1 protein-coding gene and 1 pseudogene are annotated in these 1,483 nt (G+C 74.2%); both read right to left on the bottom strand.

What is annotated here, in order from left to right; translation table 11 throughout:
• Positions 1-738 (bottom strand): enolase C-terminal domain-like protein (locus ACWJ6R_RS36180; RefSeq protein ID WP_449066521.1); only part of this gene is annotated, 738 nt, incomplete at its 3' end.
• Positions 739-857: 119 nt separating this feature from the next.
• A pseudogene (locus ACWJ6R_RS36175) lies at positions 858-1,483 on the bottom strand (MFS transporter); the annotation flags it as partial.

The following is a 1,483-nucleotide window of genomic DNA, read 5'->3' as shown; positions in this document are numbered from 1 at the left end:
GTCGTGCACCCGCCGCACCCGCCGCAGGGAGCCCAGCGCTGCGGGACGGAGCAGCAGCGCGCGGCCCGCGCCCGCGGCGATCGCCTCGTCCAGCTCCCGCTCCGACGACACCTCCAGCAGCACCGGGGCGGCGACGCGCTCCTGCAGGTCGGCGTGGTCGGACAGGTTGGTGAACGGGCGCTCGATGACGGAGGGCGCGTAGGCGTCCAGCGCCTCGAGGGCGTCGACGTCGGTGTAGGCGGAGCGGGCGTCCAGGCCGATGCCCAGGGCCGGGTAGGCCTGGCGGACGGCCCGCAGCGGCTCGATGTCCCAGCCGGGGTGGACGTCCATGGTGATGTGCGCGTATCCGGCGCAGACGTGCCGGTTGACCCGGGCGACCAGGCTCTCCAGGTTGCGCTCGGCGCCGATCCTGACGGTGGCCGTCAGCGAGGTGCGGCTGCCGCCGAGGGCGTGGGCCAGCGGGACGCCGCGCATCCGGGTCCACAGGTCCCAGCAGGCCATGTCGGCGGCCGGGCCGCCGGGGATCTCGCCGAGCTCGTCGGGGTGCTCCCAGTCGACGCCGACCAGTTCCCCGGCCAGCCGCTCCACCAGGACCGGCCAGGTCCCGGGGCCGGGGTCGACGACCTCCCCCCAGCCGGTCATGCCCCCGTAGTCGGTGAGCCGGACGAGGATGCTCTCCGGTCGCCTGCCGTACGGCAGGACCAGCCGGTACACCTCCAGCTCGCATACGCGTGGCATGAACTCCCCTTGGTCTCCCCGTGCCGTGAACGCGAATCCCGCCCGGAGGCGGGACCTGCTCTCCAACGTGAGGAAGAGGCACGTTCTTCCCATGGTGCCATGCCGCCGGCATGCCTCCGTCAGGTCCGGACCCGGCCCGCGACGAGCGTGCCGGTGACCGCCGCCAGCGCGGTCAGCGTGAAACAGGCCAGGTAGACGGGGCCCGCCGCGCCGAAGGCCGCGACGATCGCGCCGACCGCGGCGACCGTCATCACCGTGAACGCCGACTCCCCGACGCCCATCGAGGCGCTGTTCTCGCCCTCCTCCCCCGGCGCCGACAGCTCCAGGACGAGCACCGAGAGGGTGGGGTACACGCTGCCGATCCCGAGGCCCATGACGATCTCCCCGGCGAAGGCGAAGGCGACCGGGACGTCCGGGAAGACGGTCAGGGCCATCATCAACAGCCCCGCCGCGATCAGCAGCGGGCCGGTCCGCAGGATCAGGACCCGGTCGTACGGCCTGCGCCCGACGATCCAGGAGGCGAGCGACCAGGCGAGCGCTCCGCCGGTGAGCACCGTGCCGGCCATGGCCGGGGAGAGGCCGCGCTCCTGGGTGAGCATGAGCGGCAGGTACACCTCGCCGCCGAAGACGGTGCCGGCCGCGATCCCGCGCAGCACGATCACCGTGGGCAGGCCGCGCCCGGCGCGCAGCGTGCCCGGCGGGAGCAGCTTGACCAGGGCCGGGACCAGCGCGACCAGGCCGGCCA

Source organism: Planomonospora algeriensis (genome assembly GCF_977012225.1).
This window is presented reverse-complemented; position numbering and strand designations above follow the sequence as displayed.